Here is a 25,014-nt window from a genome sequence, read left to right as displayed (position 1 = left end):
AAATGCTGGATATAATGCGCGAAAACGCTCAGAGCTGGATTATCAAAATCCTCTTCGCCATCATCATTCTCGCCTTCGTGCTCACCTTCGGGGTCAGCAGCTTCGACGACAAGGGCGACCCGATCTTCGCCTATGTGGATGATGATCCCATCACCCGCCAGGAGTTCGACGTCGCACTGGCGCGCCTGGTGGAAAACCTGCGGAGCAACAAGCAGTTCACCGCCGAAATGCTCAACAGCCCGCTGGTGAAGCAGATGGTGCGCGACGAACTGATCAACACGCGCCTCATACTCCACGAAGCTAAACGCCTGGGCATCTCCGTTTCCGACGAAGAGGTCTACAAGGTCATCAGCACCATGCCCGCCTTCCGCGGGCCCACCGGAGCCTTCGACCAGCAGCGCTACGAGGCCCTGCTGCGCGCCCAGCGGCTGACTCCCGCCCAGTTCGAGCAGGACTACAAGCTGGAAGTGCTCAAGCACAAGCTCTACGCCCTGGTGACCAAGACCGCCCAGGCCACTCCGGAACAGGCCCGGTCCATCTACGACTGGCAGCGCGAAACCGCGCGTATCAAGTACCTGAAGGTCAACACCGCTGACTTCATGGCCCAGGCCGAGGTCACCGAAAACCAGGTGCAGAAGTTCTATCAGGACAACCTGGACAAGTTCCAGAAACCCCTGACCGCATCCTTTGAATACATCGCCTTCACTCCCCAGCAGCTCGCGGCCCTCCAGCAGGTCAGCGACGAGGAGCTCCAGGCTTACTACGACGCCCACAAGGAATCCTTCCAGCAGGAAGAACAGGTCCGGGCGCGCCATATCCTCATCGCCCTGGACGAGACCGCGTCCCCGGCCGAGGTGAAGAAGGCGGAAAAGAAGATCAAGGGCATTCTGGCCCAGGCCCGCTCCGGCAAGAACTTTGCCAAGCTGGCCGAGAAATACTCCGAAGGCCCCTCCGCCCCCTCGGGCGGCGACCTGGGCTGGTTCGGACGCGGCGCCATGGTCCCGGCCTTTGAAAAGGCCGCCTTCGCCCTCAAGAAGGGCAAGGTTTCCGATCCGGTCCGCACCCAGTTCGGCCTGCACATCATCCAGGTGGAGGACCGCAAGGACGCAAAGGTGCTCTCCTTTGACGAGGTCAAGGACGACATCAAGGACATGATCGCCCAGGACAAGGCCTCCGACAGGGTCTCCGACCTCCTGGACGACTCCATGGACCGCCTGTTCTCGGGCATGAGCCTGGCTGATATCGCCAAGGAACTGAAGCTGGACGTGGCCAAGACCCCGCTGGTCTCCGCTGCCCAGGTCCAGCAGGTCTTCGGCATGAGCCCGGACACTGCGGAAACCCTGTTTGCCGCAGCCAAGGGCGAAAGCCCCAAGACCCCCCTGAGCATCCAGGGCGGTTACCTGCTGGCAGTGAAGCTGGATGAGAATCCGGCAGCGCCCCTGGCCATCGAAAAGGTCCGGGAATTCATCGTCACCGAGCTCAAGAAGCAGGAGGCCGCCAAGCTGGCCGAGGCCAAGGCGGGTGAGGTCCTGGAGGCCCTGACCGGCGACCAGGCCGAGCAGGCCCTGGCGACCTACTCCAAGGACATCAAGGAATCCGAACCCTTTGACCGCAAAGGCTCCATCAAGGGCCTGACGCAGGCTCCCCAGCTCGCCTTCGCGGTGTTCGCCGCGGAAAAGGACGGCTGGCTGCCCAAGGTCTTCAATGCGGGCGACGGCTTTGTGCTCGCCAACCGCATCCAGGTCATCCCGGCTCCGGAAGAGGCCTGGGACAAGGAAAAGAACGCCTGGATCCAGCGGGCCACGAGCATCTACGCCCAGGAACTGTTCGATGCCTACGTGAAGGACCTGCACGCCAATGCCGACATCGTCATTGAGCGCACGGACCTGATGAACTAGCCAGCGTACAACACACATGAAAAGGCCTGCATCCCATGGGATGCAGGCCTTTTTTTACGACAGTTCTCCACATGAAATCAGCCGGGCAGCATGACGCATCGGGACTGACGCCCATCCACCTTGACCGTGCAGGGTTCGTCCAGGGCGGCCACGGCCAGGAACTCGCCGTGCCGCTTGGCCGGAATCGAGGTGATCCAGTCCCAGTCCAGGCGGCTTTCGCCGGTCTGGGGCACCATGACGTAGTTGATCCCCAGGGTGGTGATGTTGTGAAAGAAGTGCGACCCCTGGGACGGCTCCACCCGGAGTTCCTCGCACCAGGTCTCGATGATCGCTGAAACGCCGGAAATATCGGCCCAGCCCACGGGAATCCCAAGCCAGCGGTCCGAAGACCCCCACCGGCCCGGCCCGATGAGCAGGTACTTGCGCCCCTGCTCCACCATGCGGACGTTGATCTCCCCGATCTCCCGGGCGATCTGCTCGGTTTTGGCCGCGTCGAACGCATCGGGCCGCACGTAGACGATGTCCCTGATGTCGCTCTTCTCTGCGTTGCCCAGGGCATGTTCGGAATAGCAGAACGCCCGTTCCATATCCTCCGGCTCGATGGTGACCTGATGCAGATCGGCCAGGGCGCTCATGGGCCGCACCTGCAGAAGCGAGAATTCCGGGGTGCGCCCATCCGCATACATGTTTACCGCGAACTCGATCTCCACGGGCCCGCCCATGGCCTCCTGAGCCACCTCGAGCACATCCCCGAGCACCTCGGCCAGGGGAACGGCCTTGTGCTTGAGCACCGGGGCGAAGACCATGACCTTGGGGCCGTCCACGGCAGCGGTATCGCGCAGGATCCCCTGTTCCGGAAGATAGGTGGAGGCCAGCATGGACAGGGGACCGTTCTCCTCGGCCTCGGTCACGTCCCGCCGCACCACGTTCTCTCCCTCCAGAAAACTTTTGACGGTGCATTCCCCGGGCATATGCAGGCTGAAAAAGGTGTTCTGGGCGTTCTTGAGGGTCTCCTCCATGGTGGGGCACTGGGGCAGCACCTTGGGATAGCGCGGGGAGAAGCGCAGGCATTTTTCCCCGTCCACCACGGTCTTGCCCAGGCCCATGGCCACCGAGGCCACCCCCTCCTCCGGCTTCATGCGGCCAAAGGGATAATAGTTGTAGGACTGGGCCACCCCGCCCATGGCCGGATAAAAATAGTCGCCGTAGCGCTCGCCCACGATCTCCTGGATGATCACACCCATGCGCTCCTCGTCCGTACGCAGGTTTACGCGCCGGGAAAAGGCCTTGGGAGCCTTGAAATAGGTGGAGGCGAAAACCATCTTCACGGCATGGACGAGTTGGTCCAGGCGGCAGTCGATGTCCGGGTGGTCGTTGGGAAGCATGAAGGTGGAGTACAGCCCGGCATAGGCCTGGAACTGGGCATCCTCCAGCAGGCTGGATGAACGCACGGCCAAGGGATGCTCGATCTCCATGAGATAGGCCCGAAGCTGTTCCCGGATCCAGCCCGGAAACTCGGCCAGCTCGAAGATGCGCGCCACCTCCCCGTCCTCCACGTCCTTGTCCGCCAGGTACTTGAGGTCGTTGAAGGTCACGAACTCGTCAAAGCACTGGGTGGCCATGGTCAGGGTCCTGGGGGCGGAAATGGTCATGCGCCCGGAAAACTTGGTCTCCAGATCTTCGGCCCTGTCCAGCAGGGCGAAGAGAAAGGCCAGGCCACGGGCCTTGCCTCCCAGGGACCCCTCCCCGATCTTCATGAAGTCCGTGGCCGGGTCAAAGTCCTTGGGATTGAAATTGACGATGACGCCCTTCTGCCGTTCCTTGCGCCGCTTGCCGATATCCTCCACAAGATAGGTGCGCATGTTGTCCACGTCCGTGAAGTCCTGTTCGGTGAGGGGCCGCACCTTGCAGGCCAGGTCGAACTCGGTGCGGGCAAAGAACCAGCGCGAGAAATCGTTGTCGCGGCAGTGGCGCAGAAACACATCGTCCGGAACCACCCGCATGAGCTTTTCCAGCACGTAGAGGCTCCCCGCACGGGCGATCTCGGTGCCGTCCGGCCTGCGGAAGATGAAGTCGCCGAACCCGAGCTGGTCCGAAACGAAGCGCTGCACGTCGGCCAGGAGCAGCGGTGAATTCTTGTCCACGAAAAAGGCGGGGAGGCGCGCGGCCTTGCCCTTGTTCCGGGGTTCGTTGCTGGCCATGAGCAGGGGGATGTCCTGCCGGTGTTCCTTGACCTGCCTGAGAAAGCGCACCCCGGCCTCGGGGTCCTTGCTGCCGTTCATGGGGAAACGCACGTCCGAAATGACGCCCTGCACGAATTCCTCGTAGGTGTGAAAGAGCTGCACGGCCTGCTCGTAGGTCTCGGCCAGAAGGATCTTGGGCCGGGCGCGCATGGTCAGGAGACGGTGCTCCTGGTTCAGCCCCACCTCGATGACCTTCTGGGTCTGGAGCACCAGTTCCTTGTACAGGATGGGCAGCAGCGAGGAGATGTAGCGCGGCGAATCCTCCACGAAGATGATGACCCGAATGCCGATGCTCCGGGTGTCGAAATCCACGTTCCAGGCGTCCTCGGTGAGCTTGACCAGGGCCACCAGCAGGTCGGCGTCGCCGGACCAGACAAAATGGCGGTCGAACCACGGGGGCCTGCCCTCGGGAAAGTTCACGTCCCGGTGAGTCAGCAGGATGATGGGCATGGCCGGGTCCTTTTCCTTGATGGCCCGCCCGGCGTTGACGTCCTCCATGTCCTGGAGCTGCGGCATGTGAATGACCAGGTCGTAGCGCCGCTCGTCCAGCTTGGCCAGGGCTTCGGCCACCGAGGAAACCCAGGTGAGGCGGGGTGGATGGCTCAGGTTGAGGCCCCGGTATTCGCTGACGATGCGTTCGGAGAGCTTGCAGTCCTCCTCCATGACCCAGGCGTCGTAGGGCGTGGAGATGAGCAGAATGTCACGGACCTTGTGGGCCATGAGATCGTGGTAGGTCCTGAACTTGGATTCGGAGCCGCCGATGGCGCAGAAGTCCCAGCCTCGGTTCATGGTGCCGCCTTTGATGTTAAAAAGGGGACGGCCGAAGCCGCCCCCGATAGTTCATCGGAGTATGGTCAGTATGACATCAGACCACGCCCTGGTCCAGCATGGCGTCGGCAACCTTGACAAAACCGGCGATGTTGGCGCCGTTGACGTAGTTGAACGGGGTGCCGTAATGCTCGGCTGTATCCAGGCAGTTCTTGTGGATGGTCTTCATGATGATGCGCAGCCTGTCGTCCACTTCCTCGCGGGTCCAGTTGAAACGCATGCTGTTCTGGCTCATTTCCAGGCCGGAGACGGACACGCCGCCGGCGTTGGCGGCCTTGCCCGGGCCGTAGAGCATGTCGTTGTTCAGGAAGATGTCCACGCCTTCCGGGGTGGTGGGCATGTTGGCCCCTTCGGAGACAACGAACACGCCGTTGTTGACCAGGTTCTGGGCGTCCTTCGCGTTGATTTCGTTCTGGGTGGCGCTGGGGAAGGCGCAGTCGGCCTTGTGGTTCCACAGGGGATTGTGGTCCAGGGCGGGATCCACGGCGGTGTATACGGCCTCGGGATACTTTTCCGCGTATTCCTTGATGCGGCCGCGCTTCACGTTCTTCAGGTGCATGATGAAGTTCAGCTTTTCACGGGTAATGCCCGCCTCGTCGTAGATGTAGCCGGACGAGTCGGAAACGGTCACTGCGGTACAGCCAAGCTCCAGGAGCTTTTCAATGGTGAACTGGGCCACGTTGCCCGAGCCAGAAACCAGCGCAACCTTCTTGTCCAAGCTGTCGCCCTTGGCGTGCAGCATTTCCGCCGCGAAGTATACCGAGCCGTAGCCGGTGGCTTCCGGGCGTATGAGGCTGCCGCCCCAGTTGAGACCCTTGCCGGTGAGAACACCGGTGAACTCGTTGCGCAGGCGCTTGTACATGCCGAACAAATAGCCGATCTCACGGGCGCCCACGCCGATGTCGCCCGCGGGCACATCGGTGTTGGGGCCGATGTGGCGGGAAAGCTCGATCATGAAGCTCTGGCAGAAGCGTTCCACTTCCGCATCGGACTTGCCCTTGGGGTCGAAGTCCGAACCGCCCTTGCCGCCGCCCATGGGCAGCGTGGTCAGAGCGTTCTTGAACACCTGCTCGAACGCCAGGAATTTGAGAATGCCCAGGTTCACGGAGGGGTGGAAGCGCAGGCCACCCTTGTAGGGGCCGATGGCGCTGTTCATCTCGATACGGAAGCCCCGGTTGACGTGCACATCGCCCTGGTCGTCAACCCAGGGGACCCTGAAGAGGATCACCCGCTCGGGTTCTACGATTCGTTCCAATATGCCCGCGCTTCTATACTGCGGGTTGCGGTCCATGACAGGCTTGATCGATTCGACCACTTCGCCTGCCGCTTGGTGAAACTCGCGCTCGTTCGGGTCCCTCGCCTTGATCAGTTCCAGAATTTCCATGTATTCCGGTCTCCTGTTTTGGTCGCGGTGCGACAAGACATACAATTCCGGGCGTCATGCGGCCCGGCCGCCCAAACACTTTCCAACCCTCATTGCGCCATTTCAATGTTTCGTCAACCGTTTTCTACAAATTAACTGGTTAAAACGAAAAAAACGAGATCGTTTTTTGTTCAATCCCCAATCTTTGCCCGAGACATATTCACCAAACAGCCTTTTTTTGACAAAAACAGCCCATAATTTTCAGCGAACAGCCAACCTTTTAACATCAATGTAATTTCGAACCGCAAATCGCGCGTAACAAAACAATGTTAGGTGTTTTTGAAAAACATCCTAACATTTGTAGGCTGATTCCGGCTCAACCCGTCATATCTACTGTTCAAGAAAAATCAGAAGTCCACGGAATGGAAAGAACAGTCCATGTCGCCGTTCTCCTGCACCGTGATCACGGCCAGGGAACCGGATTCGCCGAGGCTGCCGGGGTTGCACAGGCGCACCCCCTCCACCACGGACCAGTCGCGCTGGTGGGTGTGCCCGTAACAGACCAGGTCGTATTCCGGCCCAAAGGCCCGGGCCACCTGAAGCGGCACCTGGGGACGCGGTCCCCAGCCATGGGTCAGCCCCACGGTCAGCCCGCCCAGGTCCAGGGTGACCATGGGCTCAACCATGTCCACCAGCTGCGGATCCCAGTCGCAATTGCCCCGGGCCGCATGGAAGTTGGGATGCTGCAGGAGGAAGCTCCAGCAGTCAAAGGAAGTGATGTCGCCGCAATGCAACAAGAAATCCGCCGGCTCAAGCCAGGTCTTGTAGACCGACTCGAGTCCGGCGGGACAATTCGTGAAATGGGTGTCTGAGATGACCGCGATCTTCATGCGGCCGGTTATTCCCGGACCTTCTTGGCGCGCAGCTTGATGTAGGCGTCGCGCACGGCGGCGTAGGGATCCACCGAGCTGTCGGTCAGGGATTCGTAGCGCCCGAACTCGAAGGTCAACCGGTTGATGCGGTCGTAGGACTTGGCGGCCACGGACCAGTACCAGGGATTCAGGTAGCTGGTGGGGGTCAGGAAGTAATCGCCCACGGACCCCACGGAGTCACGCAGGGTGCTGGGCCCCAGGAAGGGCCAGACCAGGTAGGGACCGTTGCCGATGCCCCAGCGGCCAAAGGACTGCCCCATGTCTTCCTCTCCGGTGGCGATGGGCCGCACGGTCTTGCGCCCCTCGGTCAGGTCGGCCAGGCCGCCGAGACCGATGGTGGAGTTGATGATGAACTTGGAGGTTTCCATGCCCGCGGAATCGAACTTGCCCTGCATGACGCAGCCCACAAAGCGAACCGGGTACATGAGGTTGGTGAAGAAATTCCTGACCCAGCCGCGGGGACGTTCGGGAATGATGAAAGCGTAGCCCTGTGCAACAGGTTCCAGAACCCCGCGATACATGGCGTCGTTGAAGGTGAACCAGAAGTAGTTCCAGCCCTTGAGCGGATCGCTGACCTGGGCGTCTTCCCGGTCGAGCTTCTCGGTGATGATCTGCCCGGAATCGTCCCAGATCTCGTCGTCGTCGAACTGGGCAATCTGGACGCCCTCCACCGTGGTGTCGCCGTCCTGACCGGCCATGGCCGGAAGCGCAAACAAGAGCAGGACCGTCACCAGCACCGCATACCAGAATTCGCTACGCATATCCTTCTCCCCGTGGGGTAATGTGCCCTATTGCTGCTCGGGCTCGTCCTTGGACGCCTCGAGCTTGGCAACTTTTTCTTTTATCTTTTCAATAAGATCCTGCACCGAACCATCATGCAGAATCTCGTTGAACTGCTGGCGGTAGTTCTTCACCAGACTGATGTTCTCGCCGATGATGTCATAGACATACCAGCGGCCCTCGCGCTTAATGAGCTTATAATTAACGGAGTATACACTATCCTTGGCAAGGACATTCGTCAAGACCATGGCCTTGTCACCCTTTACAAGCTCCCTTTTGTACTCGACTTTCTCGTCATCGTACTGACGGATCTTCTGCAGGTAGGTAAGTTCAAGCAGCCTGCGGAAGGACTTTATGAACTCGGCGCGCTGCTCCTCGCTCATTGCGAGCCAGGGCTTGCCCACCGAACGCATGGTCAGTTCGTCAAAGGCAAAATAGTCGTCCGCCATGTCGCTCAGGACATGGATGACATTGCTCTTGCCGTCCTTGGTGTTGACCTTGGGGTCCTTGAGCACCACAATGATTCTATCCACGGCCTCCTGGATGGTCTCGGTGGGCGACATGTCCGCCGCAGCCGGGACCGCTGCCGCCAAAAAGCAACAGAGCAGCAAAGCCGCAATTCCGGAATAATATGCTTTTTTCACTTGTATTCTCCACTCCTAAACGGACCCGATCGCGAACTTGCTGATCAGGTCTTCAAGGTCGATGGCCGGCTGGGTATCGAAGAGAACACCCCCGTCTCCCACGGGGTCCCCGACGCCGCCGGGCGAAATGCTGACGTACTTATCACCGATAAGTCCGCTGGTCTTGATAGAAGCAATGGCATCATCTGTCAACTGGATCCCCTTGTGGATCATCAGCTCCAGATGAGCGGTGCCGTCCTTCTGGTTCAGGGTGATGCTCTCCACGAAACCGACCTCGACGCCGTATATCTGCACCGGGGCATTGACTTTGAGCCCGGCCACATTGGTGAAATCCGCCTTTACATTGTAGTAATCGTCGGAAAACAGGGTCACGTTGCCGAGCTTGATGCTCATGTAGGACACGGCGACGATGCCCAGAAAAACGAAAATGCCCACAGCGGTCTGCTTGTTGTACTTAGTCATGATGCCTCGCTCTTCCACGTTGTTGGAGCCTATTCCTCACCCAGAAGTCTGGTGCAGTTGAGTTTCATTTTGGTGCGGTCCATGGGCGGCATGGTCAGGCGCGGGGTGTCGCGGTCTTCGGCCATGCGGTCCAGGAACCTGCGCAGATAGGGATCCTGCTGGGTCTCCAGCTCTTCCACCGTGCCCTGGAACAGGCAGCGCCCGTCCCCCAGCACCACCACGTAGTCGGCGATGGCGCGCATGCTGGCCAGGTCGTGGGTCACCACCACCATGGTCATGTCGAAATGGCCCATCATCTCCAGGAGCAGCTGGTCCAGTTCGGCGGACATGACCGGGTCCAGGCCGGAAGTGGGTTCGTCGCAGAACAGCACCTGGGGGTCCATGACCAGGGCGCGGGCCAGGCCAGCGCGCTTGCGCATGCCCCCGGAAAGTTCGTTGGGATACAGGTCCAGGGCGTGCCCCAGCCCCACCAGCTCCAGCTTGTGCCGCACGATGTCCCTGATCTCCGCCTCGCTGAGCCGCGTGTGCTCGCGCAGGGGCAGGGCCACGTTGTCCAGCAGGCGCAGGGACCCGAGCAGGGCGCCGTCCTGAAACAGGACGCCCATGCGCTGGCGCAGACATCGGAAGGCCTTGCCGGACAGGGAAAACACGTCATGGCCGCCGATGCCGATGCTGCCCGCGATGGGCGCGTGCAGACGGAGGATGTGCTTGAGCAGGGTGGATTTGCCGCAGCCGGAACCGCCGACCACCATGGTCAGCTTGCCGCCGGGGATCTCTATATTCATGTCGCCGACCACGGTTTTTCCCCCGTAGCCCACGCTGAGATTCTTGAGTTGTATGCCAGGTGCCGTGGTCATTGCTTCGTCCTTACCAGAGCAGGGATGTCAGGATGTAGTCGGCCATGAGGATGATGACGCAGGACTTGACCACCGCATTGGTGGTGGACTGGCTGACGCCTTCCGGACCTGCGTGGCCGCGGGTATGAGTGAAATATCCCTCGTAGCAGCAGATGGTGCAGACCAGCGCGCCGAAGACCAGGGCCTTGAGGAAGCCGCCCTCGATGTCGTCCCAGCTCAGGGCCGCGTTGACCCTGTACCAGTACACGCCCGCGTTGGCGCCCAGGAGCTTGACCCCGGTGAGCCAGCCGCCGCCGATGGCGATGAGATTGAAGAACGCGGTCAGGATGGGGAAGCTGATGATGCTGGCCGCCATCTTGGGGGCCACCAGATAGCGCATGGGGTTGATGTCCATGATGGTCAGGGCGTCAATCTGCTCGGAAATGCGCATGACCCCGATTTCCGCGGTCATGGCCGAACCGGCGCGCCCCGTGAGCATGATGGCCGTCAGCACCGGCGCAAGCTCGCGAACCATGGACAGGGCCACGCCCGTTCCCAGGAAGCCGTCCGCGCCGAACACGGAAAGGGCGAAATAGAGCTGCATGCCCATGACCATGCCCGTGAACAGGCCGATCAGGGCGATGACGCTGATGGACTGGACCCCGATGAAGTAGATTTGCCTGACGGTCTTGGCAAACTGGCCCCAGCCCGCAAAGACGAGCCGGAGGGCATCCAGAAAGAAAATGAACAGAGCGCCCATTTCTCCGAGCACATGCAGGCTGAACCTGCCAAGTGTGTTGAACGGGGCCGCCAGACCCCGGGCTTCATGCGACATATGACCCTTCCCCAGAAATATGGGAACCAGCCGCGCCCTTTCCAATGCTCCCCAGCCGGACGTGACTCAATGACATTTGCTTGCCGAAGGCGCGGAATATATCCATCGCCCCGAACCAACCCGTCCTTACAAAATGTGACGGAAAACGGCAAGTGGTATAGATATATGCTTGGCTAATCCAACATATTTTTACAATTAGCCCAATTATTCTTTTTTGTGGCCGCCGTTCTTGCGGGTCCACCATGCCTCGTCCCGGGCCAAAAACCACCATTCCTTGTGGTCGGTTTCCGCAATGGTCTCGGCCAGCTCCCTGCCCCACTCGGTGCGCACGCGCTGCAGGGCGATCTCCAGCCATTCCACGGCGTACCGGTTGCCCATGTCCGCCTCTTCCTTGAGGTTGAGAATGAAGTCGAGCTGATCCGCATCCTGGGCCAGCCGGGCCTCCAGGGTCTCGGTTTCCTCCAGCTCCTTCCAGTAGCCGAGCATGTCCTCTTCCAGGCCGGTGCCTGCCACCGCATGCTTCACGGCTTCGGTGCGTTCCGAGCCGTTGTAGATGCGGTTCACGTAGTTGAAGTCGCCGGTGCGGGCCTCGTGCAGGTCGTGAAACAGGCACATGTAGGTGGTGCGGGCGGGATCGGCCCCGGCCATCTTGGCCAGCACATGGCCGATGACTGCGGTGCGGAACGAATGCTCGGCCACGTTTTCCGATCCGGAACCCAGGAATTGGTAGCCGGTCCTCGGCGTCTTGCGGAGCATGCCGCACTCGAAAAGAAAGTCCGCCAGACGCGTCATCCGGTTACGCCCATTGCCGCCACTCATGTTTTCTCCTTGTATGCTCGGGAACCTCTTGAAAGAGAGAGGGAGTCTATATCCATATATCCAAAGGCTTGCAACCTTGGGGAAGCCCTTCCATACAAAAAAGCGGCCCTGTTGAACAGGGCCGCCTGCTGCTCTCGGAAGGAAACGGGCTAGCCGATCTTTTCCTTGATGCGTTCGGCCAGGGACACGCCCAGGTCGTAACACTGCTGGTAGTCGTCGTGGGTGGGCACGTGCTTGACCTTGAGGTTGGGCTCGACCACTTCCATCTTCATGTCTTCCAGCCAGCCGTTCAGGATCTTGACGCATTCCCCGGACCAGCCGAAGGAGCCGATGGCGGCGCCCAGCTTGTTCATGGGGCGCAGGCCCTTCATGTAGGTGAGCATGTCGGCCATGAGCGGCAGGATGCCGTTGTTGTGGGTGGGAGAGCCCACCACCACGGCGGCCGCGTCGAAGATCTCGGTCATGATCGTGCTGTGGTGGTCCGCCTTCACGGACATGATCTTGACGCTCACGCCCTTGTCGGCCAGGCCCGCAGCCACGGCCTCGGCCATGTGCTCGGTGGAGTGCCACATGGAGTCATAGACGATGACGGCCTTGTTTTTGGGCTTCTGCTCGGCGTATTCCTTGTACTTCTCGATGACCCAGGCCACGTCGTCGCCGCGGAAGATCAGGCCGTGGTCCGGGCAGACCGTGTCGATCTCGATGCCCATGTCCTCGATGGCCGCCAGGGTCTTGAGCACCACGGGAGAGTACGGCAGCACGATGTTGGCGTAGTAGTGGCGCATGCTCTGTTCCAGCACGTGGCGATCGTACTCGTCGGCAAAGCGTTCGCTGCTGGCGATGTTCTGGCCGAAGGCGTCGTTGGTGAACATGAGCTTGGCCTCGGGCACGTAGGTGGCCATGCTGTCGGGCCAGTGCAGCATGCGGGTTTCCACGAAATTCAGGGTGTGCCTGCCTATGGAGACCTCGGTGCCGGTGGGCACCACCTCGACGGGCCAGTCCTTGTAGTGGAAATGGGCCTGCATGGCCTTCTCGCCCATGGGAGAGGTGTAGATCTTCTCGGGCTTGTAGTATGCAACGGCCTCGGCCAGGCAGCCGGCATGGTCCGGCTCCAGGTGGTTGATGACGAAATAGTCGATCTTGCGGTCGCCCAGCACCTGGGCCAGGTTGCACTTGAGCCTGCTCCAGAAGCTCTTGTCCACCGTATCCACCAGCGTGACCTTCTCGTCCACGATCAGGTAGTTGTTGTAGGTGGTGCCCAGGGGGGAAAGGGAGTAGCCGTGGAAGTTGCGCCGGTTCCAGTCCACGCAACCGACCCACCAGATGTCTTTTTTCAATTCAACGGGTTTCATGAAAACTCTCCGCCATAACGCTTGTGCCGCGGGGCGCGGCGTTGAAAAAATACAAAACGCGGTCCACCAGTAAGGTGGACCGCGATCCTTACTTCGTCAAGAAAATACGGGTTCCAAGGAACCGGTTCTAGACTTCGGGCGAGAAATCGTCCTTGGATGCGCCGCACACGGGGCAGGTCCAATCGTCCGGGACATCGGCAAATTTGGTGCCCGGCTCCACGCCGTTGTCGGGGTCGCCCACTGCGGGGTCATACACGTAACCACAGATGTTGCAAACATATTTTTCCATACCATTTTTCTCCTGTTTATCTGCCGTATCGGCAGGAGTGGATTCACCGGGGCCGGAAACCGTGGGCAGCTCGCAGTCCGCCTTGGTGGAACCGGGACCGACCAGGGGCCTGAAACATTTCTTGGTTCCGCCGCAAACCGGGCAGCGCCAGTCGTCGGGAAGATCCTCGAACTTGGTGCCCTTGGGGATCTTGCCCTTGCGGTCGCCCTTGTCCGGGTTGTAGATGTAGCCGCAATTGACTGTCTGGCATTGCCACATGTCTTCGGGTGCCGCCATGCTTCCTCCCGCTGTTTGCTTTCCGGAAACGGGGGCCAGAAGCCCCCGACAGTTCCTTTTCGCCTAAGCCTCTGCGGCCCACAGGCCATGCAGATTACAGTATTCGCGTGCCTTCAGGGCGCCGGAAAGGCCCTTGACGCAGAAGGTGGCTTCCGGAGTCTCGCCCGGCTTGAGCATCTTGTACAGGCAGGTGTCGCCCACACAGAGCTCGATCCACTCGATGTAGTGTTTTTCTTCCATGGGATGCGCCACGGAACCGACCTTGACCGTGACTTCGTCGCCGTTCCTTTCGATGACCGGCACGTGCTTTTCCTGGGCGGCGTCCACGGTGTTTTCCTTGAAGAGCTTCATTTCCTGGCCGCAACAGACCAGATCGCCAGCGCCTTCGTGGATGGCCATGACAATGTTGCCGCACACTTCACATTTGTATACTTCGCCGAGTTTGATAGCCATAGTCTCTTCTCCGTATGCTGAGGTTTACCAGTTGGTATCCTTGATCTCGAAATGGGCCTGGGGATGCGCGCAGGCGGGACATTTTTCCGGGGCCGTGGTGCCCTTGTGGTTGTAGCCACAGTTGCGGCAGCGCCAGACGATCTCGTTGTCCTTCACGAAGACCTTGCCTGCCTCGATATTCTTGACCAGGGCAAGATAGCGCTCTTCATGATAGGTCTCGGCCACGGCGATGTTCTCGAACACGGCCGCAATCTCGTTGAAGCCCTCCTCGCGGGCGATGCGGGCGAATTCGGGATACATGGTCTCGTATTCGTAGTGCTCGCCGCCGGCGGCTTCCTTGAGATTCTGGACCGTGTTGCCCAGCACGCCCGCCGGATAGGAAGCGGTGATCTCCACCTCGCCGCCCTCCATGAACTTGAACAGCCGCTTGGCGTGCTCTTTTTCATGGTTGGCGGTCTCCTCGAAGATGGCGGAAATCTGGACGTATCCTTCCTTCTTGGCGATACTCGCGAAATAATTGTACTTGTTTCTTGCCTGCGACTCGCCTGCAAAGGCCTTGAGCAGGTTCTGTTCGGTACGGGTGCCTTTGATGGACATGTATTCCTCCTTGAGGTCGTTCAGCGTGAACCGCCCGGCGCGAATGCCGGGTCAACAATTGCAATAGCACAACGAAAACTTGAAAGTCACCCCTCACGGCGAAATGCTAATGGGATTCTCCCTGGCACTTGGGGCACAGGCCCACGAACTCCACGTTGCAGTTGTGGATTTCGAATCCCCGGGCATATTCCTCGGGGAGCGCGGGGACCATTACCTCGCACATGACATCCTCAATCCTGGAGCATTTGGCGCAGCGGATATGCGGATGGGGGCTGGAATTGCCGTCAAAACGCTTCTGGGTTCCGGGCCCGCCCAGCTTGAGCACCAACCCCTGGCTGCTGAGAAACTCCAGGTTGCGGTACACGGTCCCAAGGCTGATGCGCGGTATGATCTCGCGCACCATGTCGTAGACCTCGTCGGCTGTCGGATGGCTGGTCACCTTCCTCAATTCCTCGAGGATGACCTTACGTTGTTTGGATAATCTGAAACCCATTTCATTGGACATGGCACTTCCCCATATTTTCGTTAACGATAATTATTCCTAAGAAAGATTCTTTCCTTCGTCAAGAAGAATCCGCGATATCTTGAACAAAAAGGCCGCGACCGCAAACAGCCACGACCTTTTGGTTGGTAACAGTGTTTCGGGGAAAAACGCAACTACCGGGCTAGTTCTTGAATTTCTCCACCAGAGTGGCGAGCTTCTGCGACATCTCGGCCACCTCCTGGATCCCCCGATTGGATTCCTGAATTCCGCCCAGCACCTCCTGCGAGAGATCGTTGATCTGGGTCACGCTGGAGTTGATCTGATCACTGGTGGCGGACTGCTCCTCGGCCGCGGCGGCTATGCCGGAAACCATGGTGGCGATGGTGCCCGCCTCCTTGACGATCTTGCTCAGGACCTCACCCGAGCCCTGGGCCATTTCCGAGGCATTGACCACCCGTTCCTTGGTGCCGTCCATCTCGCCCACCACCTCGCTGGTGCTCTGCTGGATGAGATAGATGGCCTCCTCCACCTCCTTGGTGGCGCTCATGGTCTTTTCGGCCAGCTTGCGCACCTCGTCGGCGACCACGGCAAAGCCGCGACCGGCCTCGCCCGCTCGGGCCGCCTCGATGGCCGCGTTGAGCGCCAGCAGGTTGGTCTGGTCAGCGATATCGTTGATGACGTTGATGACCTGGCCGATGCCCTGGGCCCGGTCCGAAAGGTCGCTCAGGGAGGCCGCCAGGCTCTCCGTGGTCTTGGCCACTTCATTGATCTCGGAAACGGTCCTGCGCACCACTTCCCCGCCCTCCACGGCCACCTTGTTGGCCGTGTCCGAGGCGTCGGAGGTTTCCGCTGCGTTGCGGGCCACCTCCAGCACCGTGGAGTTCATCTGCTCCATGGCCGTGGCCACCTGGCTGGTCTGGTCGGCCGTGGTGTCCACGCCGCCCGCCAGCTGGTCCATCTGGGCCGAGAGTTCCTCGGAGGCGCGGTTCAGGGCCATGGCCACCTCGGTGACCTCGTTGGCCACCACCAGCAGGTTCTGGCGCTGGGACTCGATGTCCGCCTTGTCCCGTTCCTCGCGGGTCAGGTCGATGAGCACGCCGATGGCGCCCACGGTCCTGCCGTCCGCATCCAGGAGCGGTGAGCACTCGAAATGCAGAGGATAGGTGACGCCCTCCGGGTTGGTGTAGCGGAAGTTGCCGCTCAGGGTCTTGCCGCTCTGGATCACGTGGGCCGCATCGCAGGACTCCTCGCCCTCCAGGCAATCGAAGACCTCGGTGACCGTCCGGCCCTCCACCTCGGCGACGCTCCTGCCCAGAATGGCCTCCAGGGGCTCGTTCAGGTAGGTGAAACGCTCGAGCTCGTCCGTGACGAACAGCGGCACGATAATGCCGGAAAGCACGGACCGGTTGTACTGGAGCTGGTCCTTGATCTGGTCCACCATCTCGGCCAGGTAGTTGCCCAGCTTGCCCAGCTCGTCCTCGCCCCTGACGTGGAACTCGGCGTCCAGGTTGCCCCGGCTGACCTCTTCGGTGCTGGCCGTGATGGTGGCGATGCGGCTGATGATGTTGCGGTTCATGAACAGGATGAGCGCCGCCAGGAGCGCGGCCACGCCGAGCACGGAAATGCCCGCGGACCGGATCTGGTTATCCCGGAGGGCGCTGAACTGCGGGCTGACGTCCACCGCCAGGACCATGGCGCCCAGAATCTTCCGGGACTTGCCGTGGCAGTGGTGGCAGGACGGGCTGTTCTCGATGGATTTGACCTCCACGAACTGCTGCCGCCCATCGATCTCCATGAGCCTGCCCCGGGTCATGGAGATCCCGAGCCCTTCCTGGATCATCTCGGGCAGTCCCGCCTCCCTGCGAACGTCGAACACGCTCTGCCGGAGGGCCTTGTCCTCCGTGGAATAGGTGATCTCGCCCTTGTAATCCGCGAGATAGGCCTTGGTGTCCGGGTAGCGCTCGGCCATCTGCAGGAACTTGAGCTCCGTGCCTTCGTTGTCCCCGATGCTCATGGGGTCCTCGATGGCCATGTACAGCATGTCGGCCACGCGGGACGAGGCGGATTCCACCTCATGCAGCGCGTGGTCGTAATTGGTATAGGAATTATAGATGAACAGCCCTGCGAAAGCCACTATGGTGAGCAGCGAGGAAAGCAGGATAACCTTGACTCCCAGCGACTTGCGAATGAAATCCATGCCCGCCTCCTAGTGCGCGCCGCCGTAGAGTAGCGGCTTGTAGTCGAACGCGGACACGCGCTCGGCGTTGTGGCAGGATTCACAGTCGGAAATCTCCAGACTGCCCTTGATGAGCTCGGGGTCCCCGTCGGCCTCGATATGGTCGTACCCGGGACCGTGGCAGACCTCGCATCCGGCGTCGGCCATGGCCGGGGTCTCCTCAAAGGAGACGAACCCGCCCGGCTTCCCGTAGCCGGTCACATGGCAGGCATAACATTCCTTGAGTTCCGAAGGCGTCAGGTCCCCGGCCATCATCTTGACCGACTTGCTGGAATGCGCCTTCTTGGAGAATTTCTTGTAGTTTTCGTACTGGGTTTCATGACAGTCGGCGCACGCCTCGGACCCCACGTACCTGTCCGAACCGGCCACCCCCGCCGACGCCTGGAAACAGACCCAAAGCAGGGCTGCCGCCGCACACGCGAGACAGCCCGCCCTCCACCGGTTGGTATCTCCCATTTTGCCAGCTCCCTCTCCGCGCATCACGCCCGGAATCATTGAAAAATTAGAACCTTACAGAATCTCACCCTTCCCACCCGTATAGCGGTTTTTCCACATTGAGTAAAGGGCCTATCCCGTAACAATTCCCTTCTTCAGGGGGGCTGAAATGTTGCGGAAAGCTACCAGTCCAGGGTGGCCTTGAAGGCCTTTGCCAGGCCCTCCACGCCCGCCTGCACCACCGTCTTTCCGGCTCTGGTCATGGTCAGTTCCTCTTCGGCGACCACCTGTCCGATTCCGGCGAATTTCTGACCCGCGAACAGGGCCTCGAATTCGCCCTTTTGGGCCTGGGGCACCGTGACCAGGAACCGGCTGGCCGACTCACTGTACAGCAGCCCGGTCAGGTTCATGCCGCCGCAGGTGGGCACCCGGTCCAGATCGATTGCCGCGCCCAGGCGTCCGCCGATGCACATTTCGGCTGCGGCGCAGGCCAGGCCGCCGTCGGAAAGGTCGTGGCAGGCCGTGATGAGCCCCCGCTGCAGGGCCGCGAACACCGAGGCGTAGCGGGCCTTGGCCGAGAGCAGGTCCACCTGGGGCACCTCCGCGCTGGAAAAACCGAGCTGCGAGGAGACCTCGGAACCGCCCAGCTCGGGCCGGGTCAGGCCGAGCACGTAGACCAGCTCGCCGGGACGCTTGAAGTCCGAGGTGGTGCACTTGTTCACGTCGGGCACCACGCCGATGACCGAGAAGAGCACGGTGGGCGGAATGGAAATCTTGTGGCCGCCGCCCTTGTAGTCGTTTTTCATGGAGTCCTTGCCCGAGACGCAGGGAACGCCGAAGCCCAGGCAGTAGTGGGACAGGGCCTCGTTGGCGCGCACGAGCTGGGCCAGCTTGTAGCGGCCGTCCGGGGTGGACTCGGACTGGACCGGGTCGCACCAGCAGAAGTTGTCCACGCCGGCCATGTAGTCCGGGTCCGCGCCCACGGCCACGGCGTTGCGGATGCCCTCGTCAATGGCGTTGGCCATCATCCAGTAGGTGTCGATGTCCGAATACTTGGGGCAGATGCCGTGGGAAACCACCAGGCCGCGCTCCGAGGCCAGGTCCGGGCGCAGCACGCCCGCGTTGGACGGGCCGTCGCTCTTTTTCCCGACCATGGGCTTGACCACACTGCGGCCCTGCACCTCGTGATCGTACTGGCGCACCACGTATTCCTTGGAGCAGATGTTCAGGCGGCCGAGCATGTCGTGCAGCAGCGCCCCGTGGTCGGCCACGTCCGGCGTCCCGCCCTGCTCGATGACCGGGCGCTCCCACACGGCCTCCAGTTCCATCTGGGGAACGCCGCCGTGCAGGAACTCCATGTCCAGGCAGGTGACGATCTTGTCGTTGTAGCGAACCAGGTACCTGCCCTTGGAATTGAAGGTGCCCAGGGCCGTGGACTCCACGTCCATCTCCCTGGAAAGGGCCATGAACTCGTCCAGCTTGTCCGCGGGAACGGCCATGGTCATGCGTTCCTGGGCCTCGGAAATGAGGATCTCCCACGGGCGCAGGCCGTCGTACTTGAGCGGGGCCTTGGCCAGATCCATGTCGAACCCGCCCGAGTCCTCGGCCATCTCGCCCACGGACGAGGACAGGCCGCCCGCGCCGTTGTCTGTGATGGCGTTATACAGGCCCCGGTCGCGGGCGCGCATGAGAAAGTCGTACATCTTGCGCTGGGTGATGGGGTCGCCGATCTGCACGGCAGTGGCCGGGGAGCCCTCGTGCAGTTCTTCAGACGAAAAGGTGGCGCCGTGGATGCCGTCCTTGCCGATGCGGCCGCCGGACATGACGATGATGTCGCCGTCCCGGGCCTTTTTCTCATGGCTGGGGCGTCCGGCCACGGTCTTGGGCATGGAGCCGATGGTGCCGCAGTAGACCAAGGGCTTGCCCAGGTAGCGCTCGTCAAAGACGATGGAGCCGTTCACCGTGGGGATGCCGGACTTGTTGCCGCCATGCTCCACGCCCTCGCGCACGCCTTCGAACACGCGGCGCGGGTGCAGCAGCCGGGGCGGCAGCTCGCCCTCATGGTACGGCGAGGCAAAGCAGAAAACGTCGGTGTTGCACAGCAGGTTGGCGCCCATGCCGGTCCCCATGGGGTCGCGGTTCACACCCACGATGCCGGTGAGGGCCCCGCCGTAGGGGTCCAGGGCGGACGGGCTGTTGTGGGTCTCCATCTTCACGCAGACGTTGAGGTCCTCGGAAAAGTCGATGACCCCGGCATTGTCCTTGAACACGGACAGGCAGTAGTCGCCGTACTTGCCGGACTCGGCGTTGCGCTGACGGATGGCCTTGGTGCTGTTCTGGATATAGGTCTTGTACAGACTGTCCACCGAGGAAATCTTGCCCGTGTCCTTGTTGGCATAGGTGATCTGCGAGCTGAAGATCTTGTGCTTGCAGTGCTCGGACCAGGTCTGGGCCAGCACCTCGACCTCCGCGTCCGTGGGGTCGGCGGGCAGCCCCAGGGCGGCGCGCTCCTCCTTCACCTCAGGCCGCGCATAGTAGTCGCGGATGGTGTGCAGTTCCTTGAGGGACAGGGCCAGGGTGTTGGCCCGGGAGAAATCCATCATCTCCGCGTCGCTCATGGCCGAAAGATTGATGACGGCCACCTCGTCGCTGGCCCGTCCCGTGACTTCGGCGGCCTTGGCCTCGAAGCCGGACTGCGCCTTCCACTCGGCGGCGGACTTGTATTCGAAGCGCTGGATCAGCTCGTTGGCCAGCAGGTCCTTGGCGACATGCTCCACTGTGGCCTCGTCCAGCGCGCCGGAGATGAGATACTGGTTGGAGGTGTAGACCCTGACGCCGCCGGTGGGGATGCCCAGCACCACGCCCAGGGTCTCGCGGGCGGTGCGGCCCGCGTTGTCGGTGACGCCGGGGCGGAAGCCCACCTCCAGGGCCCAGTCGAAGTCCCGGGCCAGGGGCGCAAGCGAGACCTCGTGCAGCACGGGGTCGTGCAGGGCGGCCCGCTCCAGGGCCAGGTCCACCTGTTCCCGAGTGAGGCCTTCCAGTGTATAGACGTTGATGATGCGGATCCCGTCCACGGCCAGGTGCAGTTCGTTCTCGATCTTGCGGACCACCCGCTCGCCCAAAACGTCGCGCACGTGCGCCTTCAAACCAACTTCAACACGAAACAGCATTGTCTTCGCTCCTTAGCGTCCTTATTAACTGAAAAGGCCGATCGGTTTCCCGATCGGCCTTGTTTACTTTGTCCTGGTCAGCACGTAGTCGGCTGCCTGTTTGAGCACGGTCACTTCCCGACAGTCCGGGAAGCCCGCCAGGGCCTGCTTGGCCCGCTCCACGTATGCCGCGGCCTCCTGCCGCGTCCTGTCGGCGTATCCGCCGTCCACCACCTGCTCCACGATGGAAACACACTGGTCCGGGGTAAGCCGTTTTTCCCGGAGCGCGTCCAGCAGTTCCTCGTTGGCGGCCTCGTCCGCATCCTCCATGAGCAGGATGAGGGGCAGGGTCACCTTGCCCTCCTTGAGGTCTCCCCCTTCGGGCTTGCCGGTTTCGGTGGTGGGGGAGGCGTAGTCCAGGGCGTCGTCCACCAGCTGGAAGGCGATGCCCAGGTTCAGGCCGTATTCCCCGGCGGCGTCCTCCGCCTCGGTGGAATCCGTGGCCATGGCCACGCCGCAGCGGCAGGCCGTCTCGATGAGCCGGGCGGTCTTGCCGATAATGATATCCATGTACACGTCCCTGTCCAGGGCCGGATTCTTGGAAAACTGGATCTCCTCGATCTCGCCCACGGCGGTCTCCATGGTGCCCTTGGCCAGCAGGGCCGAAAGCCGAGCCTTGCCGTAGCGCGCGCCCATTTCATTGGCCAGGGCCAACAGCGCGTCGCCCGCCAGGATGGTCTCGGTGCGGCCGAAAACCAGATGGGAGGCCTTGCTGCCGCGGCGCATGTCCGCGTCGTCCAGGTAGTCGTCGTGCAGCAGGGTGGCGGAGTGCAGCAGTTCCAGGGCGCAGGCCATGGGCAGGAAGTCGTCCTTGGCGTAGCCCTGGGCCCGGGCCATGAGAATGGTCAGCATGGGCCGGATGCGCTTGCCCCCGGATTTGAGGATATGCAGGGCCACCTCGCGCACCAGGCCGTTCAGCCTGGCGGCCTCGTCCACCAGAAAGGCGTTGACGCCCGGCAGCTCCCTTTCGAAATATTGCAGCAATTCTGTCATGTCAGCTCGCTTGTAGTACTCGGGAACAGGCATCCCCCAACGCGGTCAGCGCCCCCTCAAGATTCCAGTCCTCCTTGCTCCTCGAACCCACCACATTGGACACGGTGCGCAGTTCGAGGAACGGCGCACCCGCCTGGGCGCAGCCGAGTGCAAAGGCAAACCCTTCCATGTTCTCCAGCCGCACGTCAAACACTTTCCTCAGCTTCTGCGCGCGCTTGCCCGTGCCGGTCACCGCGCTGACGCTCAGGAAGGCGGCCTCGGGGATCCCTTGGGCCCCGGACAGGTCCATGGCGGCGGCCGCAGCGCGCGGATCCAGGCCCACCCGGTCGAACACGGGCTCGCCTCCGGATTGGCCCAGGGGAAAGCCGATGCCGCGCGGATCAATGGAACCGTCCTCGCGTTGCAGCCCGTACTCGGGCCAGACCTCGACATCCGCCAGCCAGGCCGAGCCCATGGGCGCGGCGTCCGGGGCAAAGGTGCCGGCCACGCCCGCATTGAGCACGCCGCGAGCGCCCCGCTCCAGGATGCGGCCGGTCATGATCCCGGCATTGACGAGACCGACGCCGCTGACGCACAGCAGCCAGTCCCGGCCCATGTACTTCCAGGAGACCATGCCGCCCTGCTCCACCACGGGCGCCCCCAGCCCGGAAAGGGCCGCGCGCATCTCCTTGGCGGTGGCGGTGACGAAAGCGAGCATGGGGTTTTCCCGTTACAGCCGCCAGCAGGCGACGTTTTCCTTTTCCAGCTCTTCGCGGTCGAAGAAGCATTTCACGTCGATGATCGTGGCCTTCTCCGGCTTGCGGAACCAGGTCTTGATCTCGGAAAGCGGAATGGAGCGGTAGGCGTCGTGGGCCACGGTCAGGATCAGCGCATCCAGATCGCGCAGGTCCTCCAGGGGCCGCAGGTGCATGCCGTATTCCTCCTGGGCCTCCTCGAAGTCGGCCAGGGGATCGGTGACGATGACGTCCACGCCATAGTCCTTGAGCTCGGCCACCACGTCCACCACGCGGGTGTTGCGCAGGTCGGGCACGTTATCCTTGAAGGTGAAGCCCAGGATGCCCACGCGCGCGCCCTTGATGACCGCGCCGTCCCTGATCATGCGCTTGACCGTGGCCTCGGCGATGAACTTACCCATGCCGTCGTTGATCTCGCGCCCGGCCAGGATGACCTTGGGATGCAGGCCCATGGCCTCGGCCTTGAAGGTCAGGTAGTAGGGGTCCACGCCGATGCAGTGGCCGCCCACCAGGCCCGGCCTGAAGGGCAGGAAGTTCCATTTGGTTCCCGCGGCCTCGAGCACGTCCATGGTGTCGATGCCCATGCGGTCGAAAATCACGGCCAGTTCGTTCATGAGCGCGATGTTCAGGTCGCGCTGGGTGTTCTCGATGACCTTGGCGGCCTCGGCCGTGCGGATGTCGCGGGCGCGGTGCGTCCCGGCCCGGATGATGGAGGAATAGACCTGGTCGAGCAGCTCGGCGCTTTCCTCGTCCATGCCGGCCACCACCTTGACGATGGTTTCCAGCCGGTGTTCCTTGTCGCCCGGGTTGATGCGCTCGGGCGAATAGCCCACCTTGAAATCCTTGCCGCAGGTGAGGCCGGATTCCTTTTCCAGCAGGGGAACGCAGATTTCCTCGGTCAGCCCCGGGTAGACCGTGGATTCGTAGACCACCACGCTGCCCTTGGCCATGTGCCTGCCCACGGTGGTGCTGGCTCCCACAACCGGACGCAGGTCCGGGGAGCGGTATTCATCGATGGGCGTGGGCACGGCCACGATGATGCAGCGGGCCTCCTTGAGGCGGGAAACGTCGGCCGTGAACTCCAGGTCCACGTCGCTGACCGCGCTGAAATCCACTTCTCCGGTGCGGTCGAAGCCCTTGGAGAGCTCGTCCACGCGCTGCTGGGAAATATCCACGCCCAGCACATGAAAGTAGCGGCCCAGGGACACGGCCAGGGGAAGCCCCACATAGCCCAGCCCCAAAACGGCGATGCTGTCTTTTTTTCTTTTCAGGTCTTCAAAACGGACCATACTCATATTCATGACTCCAATGGTTTTGCGATATCACTGGTGGACAATAAGGCTTTGCCCGGTTTAGAAAAATAGCATGAATATCGACTGGACACTCTTTCTCAGCGCCCTGGGGCTGGCCTTCGTCTTCGAGGGCATCCCCTATTTTCTGTTCGCAGAACGCATGCCCAAGGTGCTCCTGACCCTGGCGGCCCAGCCCAAGCGCCACCTGCGCATCCTGGGGCTGACCTCCATCATCCTCGGCATCCTCGTGGTGTCGTTCGCACGCTCCGCGGCCGGCTAGCCCGCCTTCTCGCCGACATGGAGATACACAATGCCCGACATCATGGGCACGTGGTAAACCCTTTCGAAGCCCGCGTCCACCATCTCGGCGGCCAGGCTGCGCTCGTCCGGAAAGGACCGGATGGTGTCGGCCAGATAGCGGTAGGCCCCGGAATCGCCCGAGACGATCTTGCCGATGAGCGGAAGCAGCCTGTCCAGATAGAAATTGTACACCCCCTTCCAGACCCGGCGGCTGCCCGTGCCGAACTCCAGAATGCAGAAACGCCCTCCCGGCTTGAGCACCCGGAGGACCTCCTTGTAGGCCGCCTCGCGCGGCAGGATGTTGCGGATGCCGAAGGCGATGGTGACCGCGTCCACGCTTGCGTCGGGCATGGGCAGGGCCCGGCCGTCTGCCCGCACCGGAAAGATGACGTTCTCACGCCCGTGGCGCAGCTTGCGCTTCCTGCCCTGGGCCAGCATCTCGTAGGTGTAGTCCAGAGCGGCCACCCGGATGCCGGGGTACTGGCGCAGCAGTTCCACGGAAACGTCCATGGTGCCCGCGGCCAGGTCGAGCACCGTGCCGTCCGGGGCCGGGTTCGCGGCCCGCGCCAGGCGGTAGCGCCAGTAGATGTCCTGGCCCGCGCTCAGGAAATGATTGAGAAAATCGTACCAGCCCGCGATGCGGCTGAACATGTCCACCACCTGGCGGCCGTGCTCGCGGTGCGCGCCGGATATTTCGACGGATTTTCCGTCCTGGTCGGTCATG

23 protein-coding genes and 1 pseudogene are annotated in these 25,014 nt (G+C 61.8%); 2 read left to right on the top strand and 22 right to left on the bottom strand.

The window, feature by feature from the left end; all coding sequences use genetic code 11:
- Nucleotides 1-2: 2 nt before the first annotated feature.
- Complete coding sequence (locus tag FGL65_RS05410; RefSeq protein WP_147820033.1) at nucleotides 3-1,898, top strand: peptidylprolyl isomerase; 1,896 nt, start codon at nucleotides 3-5, stop codon at nucleotides 1,896-1,898.
- A gap of 77 nt (nucleotides 1,899-1,975) precedes the next feature.
- Here the strand turns inward: FGL65_RS05410 and FGL65_RS05405 are convergent, their stop codons facing one another.
- The 21 genes and pseudogenes from FGL65_RS05405 to FGL65_RS05310 all read right to left on the bottom strand — a co-directional run bounded on the left by FGL65_RS05405 (nucleotide 1,976) and on the right by FGL65_RS05310 (nucleotide 23,987).
- On the bottom strand, nucleotides 1,976-4,930 hold the full coding sequence (locus FGL65_RS05405) for a PEP/pyruvate-binding domain-containing protein (protein WP_147820032.1): 2,955 nt from the start codon (nucleotides 4,928-4,930) through the stop codon (nucleotides 1,976-1,978).
- Nucleotides 4,931-5,006: 76 nt separating this feature from the next.
- The gene (gene gdhA / locus FGL65_RS05400; RefSeq protein ID WP_147820031.1) at nucleotides 5,007-6,353 is read right to left on the bottom strand and encodes an NADP-specific glutamate dehydrogenase; all 1,347 of its coding nucleotides are present in this window, start codon (nucleotides 6,351-6,353) and stop codon (nucleotides 5,007-5,009) included.
- Nucleotides 6,354-6,739: 386 nt separating this feature from the next.
- Nucleotides 6,740-7,222 (bottom strand): metallophosphoesterase family protein, encoded by a 483-nt coding sequence (locus FGL65_RS05395; RefSeq protein ID WP_147820030.1) that lies wholly within the window; start codon nucleotides 7,220-7,222, stop codon nucleotides 6,740-6,742.
- Between the two features lie 8 nt (nucleotides 7,223-7,230).
- Nucleotides 7,231-8,025 (bottom strand): MlaA family lipoprotein, encoded by a 795-nt coding sequence (locus FGL65_RS05390; protein ID WP_147820029.1) that lies wholly within the window; start codon nucleotides 8,023-8,025, stop codon nucleotides 7,231-7,233.
- A gap of 27 nt (nucleotides 8,026-8,052) precedes the next feature.
- Nucleotides 8,053-8,688: an MlaC/ttg2D family ABC transporter substrate-binding protein gene (locus FGL65_RS05385; RefSeq protein WP_147820028.1), complete on the bottom strand. Its 636-nt coding sequence runs from the start codon at nucleotides 8,686-8,688 to the stop codon at nucleotides 8,053-8,055.
- 15 nt (nucleotides 8,689-8,703) lie between these two features.
- Nucleotides 8,704-9,150, bottom strand: a complete 447-nt coding sequence (gene mlaD / locus FGL65_RS05380; RefSeq protein WP_147820027.1) for an outer membrane lipid asymmetry maintenance protein MlaD — start codon at nucleotides 9,148-9,150, stop codon at nucleotides 8,704-8,706.
- A 29-nt stretch (nucleotides 9,151-9,179) separates the two neighbouring features.
- Nucleotides 9,180-10,007, bottom strand: a complete 828-nt coding sequence (locus tag FGL65_RS05375; RefSeq protein WP_147820026.1) for an ABC transporter ATP-binding protein — start codon at nucleotides 10,005-10,007, stop codon at nucleotides 9,180-9,182.
- Nucleotides 10,008-10,017: 10 nt separating this feature from the next.
- Nucleotides 10,018-10,821 carry an MlaE family ABC transporter permease gene (locus FGL65_RS05370; RefSeq protein WP_147820025.1) on the bottom strand — a complete coding sequence of 268 codons (804 nt, stop codon included), beginning with the start codon at nucleotides 10,819-10,821 and terminating at the stop codon, nucleotides 10,018-10,020.
- A gap of 204 nt (nucleotides 10,822-11,025) precedes the next feature.
- Nucleotides 11,026-11,640, bottom strand: a complete 615-nt coding sequence (locus tag FGL65_RS05365) for an HD domain-containing protein (protein ID WP_147820024.1) — start codon at nucleotides 11,638-11,640, stop codon at nucleotides 11,026-11,028.
- A 149-nt stretch (nucleotides 11,641-11,789) separates the two neighbouring features.
- Nucleotides 11,790-12,992 (bottom strand): FprA family A-type flavoprotein, encoded by a 1,203-nt coding sequence (locus FGL65_RS05360; protein WP_147820023.1) that lies wholly within the window; start codon nucleotides 12,990-12,992, stop codon nucleotides 11,790-11,792.
- Nucleotides 12,993-13,119: 127 nt separating this feature from the next.
- Nucleotides 13,120-13,281, bottom strand: coding sequence for a rubredoxin (gene rd / locus FGL65_RS18455; protein WP_250645618.1), 162 nt, complete (start codon nucleotides 13,279-13,281; stop codon nucleotides 13,120-13,122).
- A 60-nt stretch (nucleotides 13,282-13,341) separates the two neighbouring features.
- Nucleotides 13,342-13,557, bottom strand: a pseudogene (locus FGL65_RS18630) (rubredoxin); the annotation flags it as partial.
- 63 nt (nucleotides 13,558-13,620) lie between these two features.
- Nucleotides 13,621-14,010, bottom strand: coding sequence for a desulfoferrodoxin (locus FGL65_RS05350; RefSeq protein ID WP_147820021.1), 390 nt, complete (start codon nucleotides 14,008-14,010; stop codon nucleotides 13,621-13,623).
- Nucleotides 14,011-14,034: 24 nt separating this feature from the next.
- On the bottom strand, nucleotides 14,035-14,607 hold the full coding sequence (gene rbr, locus FGL65_RS05345) for a rubrerythrin (protein ID WP_147820020.1): 573 nt from the start codon (nucleotides 14,605-14,607) through the stop codon (nucleotides 14,035-14,037).
- A gap of 106 nt (nucleotides 14,608-14,713) precedes the next feature.
- Nucleotides 14,714-15,112 carry a Fur family transcriptional regulator gene (locus FGL65_RS05340; RefSeq protein ID WP_147820019.1) on the bottom strand — a complete coding sequence of 133 codons (399 nt, stop codon included), beginning with the start codon at nucleotides 15,110-15,112 and terminating at the stop codon, nucleotides 14,714-14,716.
- Between the two features lie 160 nt (nucleotides 15,113-15,272).
- Nucleotides 15,273-17,288, bottom strand: coding sequence for a methyl-accepting chemotaxis protein (locus tag FGL65_RS05335; RefSeq protein ID WP_147820018.1), 2,016 nt, complete (start codon nucleotides 17,286-17,288; stop codon nucleotides 15,273-15,275).
- A gap of 9 nt (nucleotides 17,289-17,297) precedes the next feature.
- Nucleotides 17,298-17,783 (bottom strand): cytochrome c family protein, encoded by a 486-nt coding sequence (locus FGL65_RS05330; RefSeq protein ID WP_147820017.1) that lies wholly within the window; start codon nucleotides 17,781-17,783, stop codon nucleotides 17,298-17,300.
- A 161-nt stretch (nucleotides 17,784-17,944) separates the two neighbouring features.
- The gene (locus FGL65_RS05325; protein WP_147820016.1) at nucleotides 17,945-20,932 is read right to left on the bottom strand and encodes an AIR synthase-related protein; all 2,988 of its coding nucleotides are present in this window, start codon (nucleotides 20,930-20,932) and stop codon (nucleotides 17,945-17,947) included.
- A 63-nt stretch (nucleotides 20,933-20,995) separates the two neighbouring features.
- The gene (locus FGL65_RS05320) at nucleotides 20,996-21,964 is read right to left on the bottom strand and encodes a polyprenyl synthetase family protein (RefSeq protein ID WP_147820015.1); all 969 of its coding nucleotides are present in this window, start codon (nucleotides 21,962-21,964) and stop codon (nucleotides 20,996-20,998) included.
- Between the two features lies 1 nt (nucleotide 21,965).
- Entirely contained in the window at nucleotides 21,966-22,661 is a 696-nt protein-coding gene (mqnB, locus tag FGL65_RS05315; RefSeq protein ID WP_147820014.1) for a futalosine hydrolase, read from the bottom strand.
- A gap of 12 nt (nucleotides 22,662-22,673) precedes the next feature.
- Complete coding sequence (locus FGL65_RS05310) at nucleotides 22,674-23,987, bottom strand: nucleotide sugar dehydrogenase (protein WP_147822678.1); 1,314 nt, start codon at nucleotides 23,985-23,987, stop codon at nucleotides 22,674-22,676.
- A 76-nt stretch (nucleotides 23,988-24,063) separates the two neighbouring features.
- Between FGL65_RS05310 and FGL65_RS05305 the strand changes: the two genes are divergently transcribed.
- Entirely contained in the window at nucleotides 24,064-24,270 is a 207-nt protein-coding gene (locus FGL65_RS05305) for a DUF2065 domain-containing protein (protein ID WP_147820013.1), read from the top strand.
- Here the strand turns inward: FGL65_RS05305 and FGL65_RS05300 are convergent.
- Nucleotides 24,267-25,013 (bottom strand): ubiquinone/menaquinone biosynthesis methyltransferase, encoded by a 747-nt coding sequence (locus FGL65_RS05300; protein ID WP_147820012.1) that lies wholly within the window; start codon nucleotides 25,011-25,013, stop codon nucleotides 24,267-24,269. The genes FGL65_RS05305 and FGL65_RS05300 overlap by 4 nt on opposite strands.
- Between the last annotated feature and the right edge of the window lies 1 nt (nucleotide 25,014).

This window comes from Salidesulfovibrio onnuriiensis (assembly GCF_008001235.1).
Taxonomy (GTDB): Bacteria; Desulfobacterota; Desulfovibrionia; order Desulfovibrionales; family Desulfovibrionaceae; genus Pseudodesulfovibrio; species Pseudodesulfovibrio onnuriiensis.
This window is presented reverse-complemented; position numbering and strand designations above follow the sequence as displayed.